The organism is Citrobacter sp. Cf132 (genome assembly GCF_030333885.1).
Taxonomy (GTDB): Bacteria; Pseudomonadota; Gammaproteobacteria; order Enterobacterales; family Enterobacteriaceae; genus Citrobacter; species Citrobacter freundii.
Window position 1 is genome coordinate 100,016 of the sequence record NZ_JAOWFA010000041.1, and the last position, 6,897, is coordinate 106,912.

The 6,897-nt window shown below is 51.9% G+C and carries 4 protein-coding genes; 1 reads left to right on the forward strand and 3 read right to left on the reverse strand.

The window, feature by feature from the left end; genetic code table 11:
• Positions 1–5: 5 nt before the first annotated feature.
• The 3 genes from tssA to OGV85_RS06215 are packed head-to-tail and all read right to left on the reverse strand — an operon-like array spanning position 6 to position 5,771.
• Positions 6–1,604: a type VI secretion system protein TssA gene (gene tssA, locus OGV85_RS06205; protein WP_061547630.1), complete on the reverse strand. Its 1,599-nt coding sequence runs from the start codon at positions 1,602–1,604 to the stop codon at positions 6–8.
• Positions 1,601–5,014 carry an ImcF-related family protein gene (locus OGV85_RS06210; protein ID WP_061547631.1) on the reverse strand — a complete coding sequence of 1,138 codons (3,414 nt, stop codon included), beginning with the start codon at positions 5,012–5,014 and terminating at the stop codon, positions 1,601–1,603. Before OGV85_RS06210 ends, tssA begins: the two co-directional genes overlap by 4 nt.
• 4 nt (positions 5,015–5,018) lie before the next feature.
• Positions 5,019–5,771 carry a hypothetical protein gene (locus tag OGV85_RS06215; RefSeq protein ID WP_286553265.1) on the reverse strand — a complete coding sequence of 251 codons (753 nt, stop codon included), beginning with the start codon at positions 5,769–5,771 and terminating at the stop codon, positions 5,019–5,021.
• Between OGV85_RS06215 and OGV85_RS06220 the strand changes: the two genes are divergently transcribed.
• A complete protein-coding gene (locus OGV85_RS06220; RefSeq protein ID WP_000019450.1) occupies positions 5,770–6,750 on the forward strand; it encodes an IS5-like element ISKpn26 family transposase in 981 nt (326 codons plus the stop codon). The genes OGV85_RS06215 and OGV85_RS06220 overlap by 2 nt on opposite strands.
• The last annotated feature ends 147 nt before the right edge of the window (positions 6,751–6,897 follow it).

The following is a 6,897-nucleotide window of genomic DNA, read 5'->3' on the forward strand; positions in this document are numbered from 1 at the left end:
TTGCTTTAGCCGCCTAAAACGGCGGCTCTGGCGGGATCAATGGCGACCAGCCCAGACAACAGTGACTCCATCTCTGACGCCAGACGCGCTTTGTCGCTTTCACTGCGATTGGCTTTCAAACGCAGAAGCTTTAGCCGCCGCGCTTTAACTTCAAACAGCAGTTCAGGCTCCCATTGTTTGAGAGTGAGAGAGTGCGCTGTGGTATTCAATTCACCAAGCAAATGCAGCGCGAGATCGTTGCGCCCACACTGTTCCGTCAGACGGGCCATCAACAGCTGGCGTAACCAACGCTGTCGACGTGAAATAATACCAGGGCGTGCCTGAAGCCAGGCGAGCGCTGCTTCAACGCCTTCGCTGTCCGCCAGCGTCAGGGCCTCGCTTTCAAGCAGCAGGATATCGTCATCCTTCCCGACGGTAGCCGCCGCGATTTTATCGGCCTGCCAGTCGCTTTCCTGCAACACGTCACGGGCAATCCATTCACGCGTGACGTCATCGGCAAAGGGCGTTCCGTCATTAAATGCCAGCGTTTCCAGACCCGGCATCCGATGCAACAACATTTTCAGATCGCTGATGATAATGGCGGCATGTTTATCCCATGGCAATCCCGCCCTGGTTAACGCCTGATGAAGATACCACTGCACGTCCAGCCAGAAATGATTTACCCCCTCAACAAATAAGCTGTCAGTTAGCTCAATCAGTTCAGTCCAGCTTTGCTGCAAATACAGACGCTTGAGCTGAGCGCGGTAATCACTTTTAGGTGGTATCAGACGTGTACGCCCAGCGCCATCTGGCGGTGGAAGCTGGCTGACCGTATCGAGCCGCACGCTTTTCATCAAATGATGCGCCGCCAGCCAGCCGTCCGGCTGATCGCTCAGGTATTTCGCCAGCACCCGTGCCTGCTCCAGCAGCTCACGACCAGAGGCAATACTTTTTAGAACGGGAGTTTCTGCGCTGTACCGACCGGCTTGCGGACTGACATTTTGTGGAACCAGCGCCTGAGCGCCGCCAGACTGTGCCAGACGATTCTCCAGCGCGCTATACAGCGCCCCAAGCCCGGGACGAATACTCTCCTCTCGCTGACTAAACTGTTGCTCCAGCAGCATCAGCGCACCGGCGATCCGCTGTGCGTCAGGCCGTGAAACTTCGGGGAAACGTGCCAGACTATCCAGCATCCGCCCGCCGGCCAGCCATTCAAGGGCGGCCTTATGGCTATTGGCCCTTAGGGGATGGAGAGAATTGCCATACTGCTGCATCAGGCCAGCCAGCAAAATCAGACCATCCGCCAGGCCGGGCTCGCCATCCTGATGCAAACGCGCCCAAGTGTAGTAGGTGACAACACGGACATCCTTACAGGTGTGGATCAGCAGTTTTTCCGCAAGCTCAACGATGAGATCCGTTTGTGCGCCAGAAAGTTTATTCACCTCCTCTCGCATGCGCTGAAAATCATCGTCATAGCCGGGATCTTCCCCGCCCGGGTTGGCTGCGGAAACGGGCAATAACCAGTTTTGCCATAGCGCAGTTTGCGTTTGCGCCTGTTCCATCAGCTGCTGTTGTTCATCTGGCGAAGCCGTGCTGGCGGCCAGTAGACGTTGCAGAGCGCTCATTCTTCTTCCTCAGAGGGGGACTGGCTGACAACAAAAATGGTTTCTGGTAGTTCGAAATCGCGGAGTTTCAGTAACGCGAGCGGGCCTTCACCGGCCTCCGTTCGCAGGGTGTAGTTCAGCGGCAATCCATCCTGCGCAGTCCAGCGCAGGTTAAAACCGCTGCTCACGCCGGCGTTATCGCTGATCTCCGCTTTCTCAAGCAGTCTTATCCAGCCCCAGGTGCCGGGGTTATCTGAGTAGATTCGGGTTCCCGTATTCGTACTCACCCAGCTTAGGGTGGCCCCTGACGCTGACGTATCGGCTGGCCAGACAAGGTTTTTCCAGGTTGGCATCTGATTAACGTAGGTGAGTTTTTGCCCATCCAGTACGAGATCGGTTTGCATCACATCCCGCGCCGTTCCAGGGCGCAGTTCAAAACGCATCCCAGCTTCTCCACGAATAAATGCGACATCCGCAATCTGACTGAGCTGGTCCAGCGCCTTAAGGAACGCCGGATTAAACTCCAGCCCCTGCGCATTCACCGTGTCGGCAACCCAGTGACTTCCCTGTTTATGCAATACACCGCTTAAATGACTTTCGAGAAAATGCGGGATCCGGCCATTATCGCTTCGCAGATATTGCGCCAGCAGCGGCAGAGAAGCCTCGCTACCGACATCGCGAAACGGATAACGTCCGCCGAAAGCGCTGTTCCAGTCATTCACAATCAGCGCCTTCCATTGCGCATTCAGGCCCGCTGCGGTTGGTTGCAACACCTGCTGCCATGACTGCTCCAGCGGCTGAACAAACATAGTTTGACCAAATCCACTCCATGCCTGGCCTAAGCTTGCCGCTACCAGATTGCCATAGTCACGCGTGGTGGTGAGATCGACGGTTTTGCCCTGAAACACCGTTTGCGCCAGGGCCTGACTCATGCCTTGTGGATCGGCAGCGTTAGTAATCTGCTGGAGTTTCAGCCTGACCTGCGTTACCCGGGTCAGGTAGGTTTGCAAACTCAGATGGCTGATATCCTGCCCGCCCGATTGTTCATCCATCAATGCCAGGATTGGCGAGAAGGTACTCGCCATAGGGCCTTCTTCCCGCGCATGCTGGTCAATCGTCTGATTTTCTTTGGTGTTAAACAGATCCTTTGCCGACTTCACCAGTGAGTCCGACAGCGCTTCTCCGGTTAACCCTGTGCGTCCCTGAACGGCGAGCGTATTCATTAGCGCAACCAGAGGAGACTGACGGATATCTGCAATCAACGTGAGCTGATCGATGGCATCACTCAGCGTTTGGGTGCGCTGCCAGCGAATACTGTTGAGAAAATCCAGCCAGCTGTCGGCAAAATCCGTGAAGTAACGCTCGCTAAGACGCGCCTTTAAGGCCTGTGGAGAGAGAGGGTCGCTTGCAGAATGCGTATCATCTCCCAGTACCTGATCCATTTCTTCCCGGCGGTTGTTTACGATTTTCTCTATGGCGGGCAAAACCTCCTCTTCCCAGGCTTTGCGGGTATACACCCCAGCAACCGAATTCCGGGTATAAAATACGTGATCTGCCCGGGTATCGCCGGTCATGTCTTCCAGACGAAGATCGGTGTAATGCGGCGTTACCTGTTCAATGATTTTCTGATACAGAGCGGCTTCGCCATTGCGGATCCCCATCTGACGAATTAACAGCGTTCGCACCTGGTTAATAAGATTTTTATCCGCTGTTATTTTCCATTCAGGATGCGCCTGAAGGTTTTCGCCCCAGAACTGCCAAAGCCCAGGCCCAACGCCCTGCCATGATGCGCGCGAAATACCCGCTCTCTCCGGCCAGTCTTGCATCAGCGCCTGACTAAAAAATGATGCCTCCATCTGCTCAGGCCGGGAGAGCATCAGATACATTTTCAGCTGGTTGTAGGCGATCTTTGCCTGGGCGGAAAACTGCGGACTGTCTGGAGCCAGTCGGGTTAACGCCGTTAATTCCTGAGTGAGATGTTGCGCGGCTTCATCACGCAGGAGCGGAATAGCGATACGCGTATAACGTGGCCATAGCGCATCCAACAGAGCATCATTTTGGCTTAAGCCGAAGCGGTAGTACCACGGCGCCCCATTCAGCTGACGCCAGCGAAGCATGCCTGGGGTTTGCTGAAGCGCGGACAGCGCCGTAAGACGCTCGGCGAGCGGTTCATCCGCACCACCTGCCAGTCTCGCCTGATCCAGACTTTCGCCGATCAGATTGCGATTCGCCAGGAAAGATATCACCATTCCCGCGCCCCATAGCAACATCAAACCAGCGGTACCGACTGCCAGCACTCGCATCCCTGAACGGCCTGTGCGCTGTGCCTTTAGCTCAGCAGGTAACGCAGGGAGCGAATCAAGCAGCGCGCGCCAGCGCTCATCACGCGCCCAGGCATGCGCCACGCGCGGTGAAGTACTTTCCACATGCTGACTCAAGATGACCGCCGCCAGCGGCAGAGGCCGATGCAGGCTGAAAAAAGTGGCTAACGCGTCGCTGATGGCTTCTGCGTTTTGCGTGAGCGCATTCGCCATTTTCAGTAAGAAGTTACTGTGGATATTGCGCGTAACCTGCTGCGAACCCTGTTCCGCCAACTGCATGACCAGCGCGGCCAGCTGCGAACGACATAACGCCGTTGTACATCCAGCAGGGAATAAACACGTCGCAGACTGGGCCATCGCGGCATTCAGAACGGATTGTGCGCCATGCAGCGACCAAAGGTATAACGGCACTCGCCAGCGAAGCGTGGTAAAAACAGCCTGAAGATGGCGGGCAGCATTATCTATTTGTTCTGCGGTTAAAGAGACAACAGGTGCCGATTGAACCAATGAATCCTGGTGCCGAAAAGTGGGGGTTACCCATACAATCCCATCCAGCGGGCGCCGATGCAGCTTGCGTATCGCATCAAACAACGAAACATCTGGCGGTTCAGTGAGCGTACCTCCCCAGATTAACACCACGCCATCCCCTTCAACCCAGCGCAGAGAGGTGAGTTTTGGTACCAGTAACTCAACCTGAATGACATCCCCCATCACCAGCAGAATACGGGTTTTGGCGCGCCAGCGATGGCCGTAATTATCTTTAAGTGTAGAGCAGAAGTTAATGAATATATTATTATCCAATGCAGGCGCCGTATTATTTCCAACATTTGATTTAGAAGCTGACTTCCATGGCAGAAAAAAATAAAAAATAGATTTATATTTAACTAATGAGGTATACGACATTAGTGTTGATTTCAAAGCATTCATTTGCCATATTTTGAAAATATAGCACAGTGCTAATAAAACGGTTATAACAGCTATTACTCTTGTTGCTTGGGTGCTCACCCCCAAATACTCTCCGTAGTAAAAAAGCACTACGTAACATGTTAAACCAACAACAACCAAAATACATAACAAACCAAGCAACCGCAGCAAACTGGACTTTTGCATATATCTATTCCTGACTTCTAATTTTTTTAACCCTCGATAATATAATCCTACCATTCGACTCTGAAAATATTATATCAACAGCACTCACGTTTTTTCCATTTAATAAAGAAAACATCAACATCATCCAGATATCAAACTCTCCCTGAATGCCGATATATAACTCAGCGTAATACTGTTCAAGATTGTTATTATGTTCGTTAAGAAGAATTGCTGCCTTAGCTACATCTTTTTTATCACTATGTTTTCCTATCAATAAATTGTTGATCATCCCGGTTCTGGCCTGATAAAAAATCAAATCGTTAAGATCTTTGATCAGATGATTTTCATCTGTAGAAATAGACCTGTACAATCGTGCCTTCTCAGAAATATTATTTTGATTAACTAAAACAGTCGGAGCAAAAAGAAAAGCACACAAACCATCGCCCGTTCCATGGTGATTATCTTTGATTTCTTTTGATTTTTCTCCTACAATAATTAATCTGAATTTATCCTCCGTAACACTTAGCCATTCATTAATATTTAATACATAATCGTGCAAGATAATTTCACTGTTATTAATTATGTCATCAGAAAGCCCAAGTCGTTTCCAGGCCAATAAAAAAGACTGCCATGCCGAAGTCCCATACATCTGACCAACAATAAAATTAATAACCAAACCTTTTTTAGAAGTAATATCAATTAATCTAGGGAAGGTGCGAACAAGTTCCTGATATGAGATCATCATATTCATCCGGAGCGCATCCCAGAGGGACATCATGAGCCATCAACTCACCTTCGCCGATAGTGAATTCAGCACTAAGCGCCGTCAGACCCGAAAAGAGATTTTCCTCTCCCGCATGGAGCAGATTCTGCCATGGCAGAATATGACCGCTGTCATCGAGCCGTTTTATCCCAAGGCGGGCAATGGCCGACGGCCCTATCCGCTGGAGACCATGCTGCGTATTCACTGCATGCAGCATTGGTACAACCTGAGCGACGGTGCCATGGAAGATGCCCTGTACGAAATCGCCTCCATGCGCCTGTTTGCCCGATTATCCCTGGATAGCGCCCTGCCGGATCGCACCACCATCATGAATTTCCGCCACCTGCTCGAGCAGCATCAACTGGCCCGTCAATTGTTCAAGACCATCAATCGCTGGCTGGCCGAAGCAGGCGTCATGATGACCCAAGGCACTTTGGTGGATGCCACCATCATTGAGGCACCCAGCTCGACCAAGAACAAAGAGCAGCAACGCGATCCGGAGATGCATCAGACCAAGAAAGGCAATCAGTGGCACTTTGGCATGAAGGCCCACATTGGTGTCGATGCCAAGAGTGGCCTGACCCACAGCCTGGTCACCACCGCGGCCAACGAGCATGACCTCAATCAGCTGGGTAATCTGCTTCATGGAGAGGAGCAATTTGTCTCAGCCGATGCCGGCTACCAAGGAGCGCCACAGCGCGAGGAGCTGGCCGAGGTGGATGTGGACTGGCTGATCGCCGAGCGTCCCGGCAGGGTAAAAACCTTGAAGCAGCATCCGCGCAAGAACAAAACGGCCATCAACATCGAATACATGAAAGCCAGCATCCGTGCCAGGGTGGAGCACCCGTTTCGCATCATCAAGCGGCAGTTCGGCTTCGTGAAAGCCAGATACAAGGGGCTGCTGAAAAACGATAACCAACTGGCGATGTTATTCACCCTGGCCAACCTGTTTCGGGTGGACCAAATGATACGTCAGTGGGAGAGATCTCAGTAAAAACCGGAAATAACGCCAGAAATGGTGGAAAAAATAGCCTAAATAGGCTGATTCGATGTGTTTGCGGGAAAAAAATCGGCCCAGATCCGCGAAATTTTAATCAGCGAGTCAGCTTGGGAAGAAATGACCTGCTTATTCGCACCTTCC

Coding starts and splice junctions, on each gene's coding strand:
- tssA (WP_061547630.1), bottom strand. CDS start 1,604: ATGAGCGCTCTGCAACGTCTACTGGCCGCCAGCACGGCTTCGCCAGAT.
- OGV85_RS06210 (WP_061547631.1), bottom strand. CDS start 5,014: ATGCAAAAGTCCAGTTTGCTGCGGTTGCTTGGTTTGTTATGTATTTTG.
- OGV85_RS06220 (WP_000019450.1), top strand. CDS start 5,770: ATGAGCCATCAACTCACCTTCGCCGATAGTGAATTCAGCACTAAGCGC.
- OGV85_RS06215 (WP_286553265.1), bottom strand. CDS start 5,771: ATGATGTCCCTCTGGGATGCGCTCCGGATGAATATGATGATCTCATAT.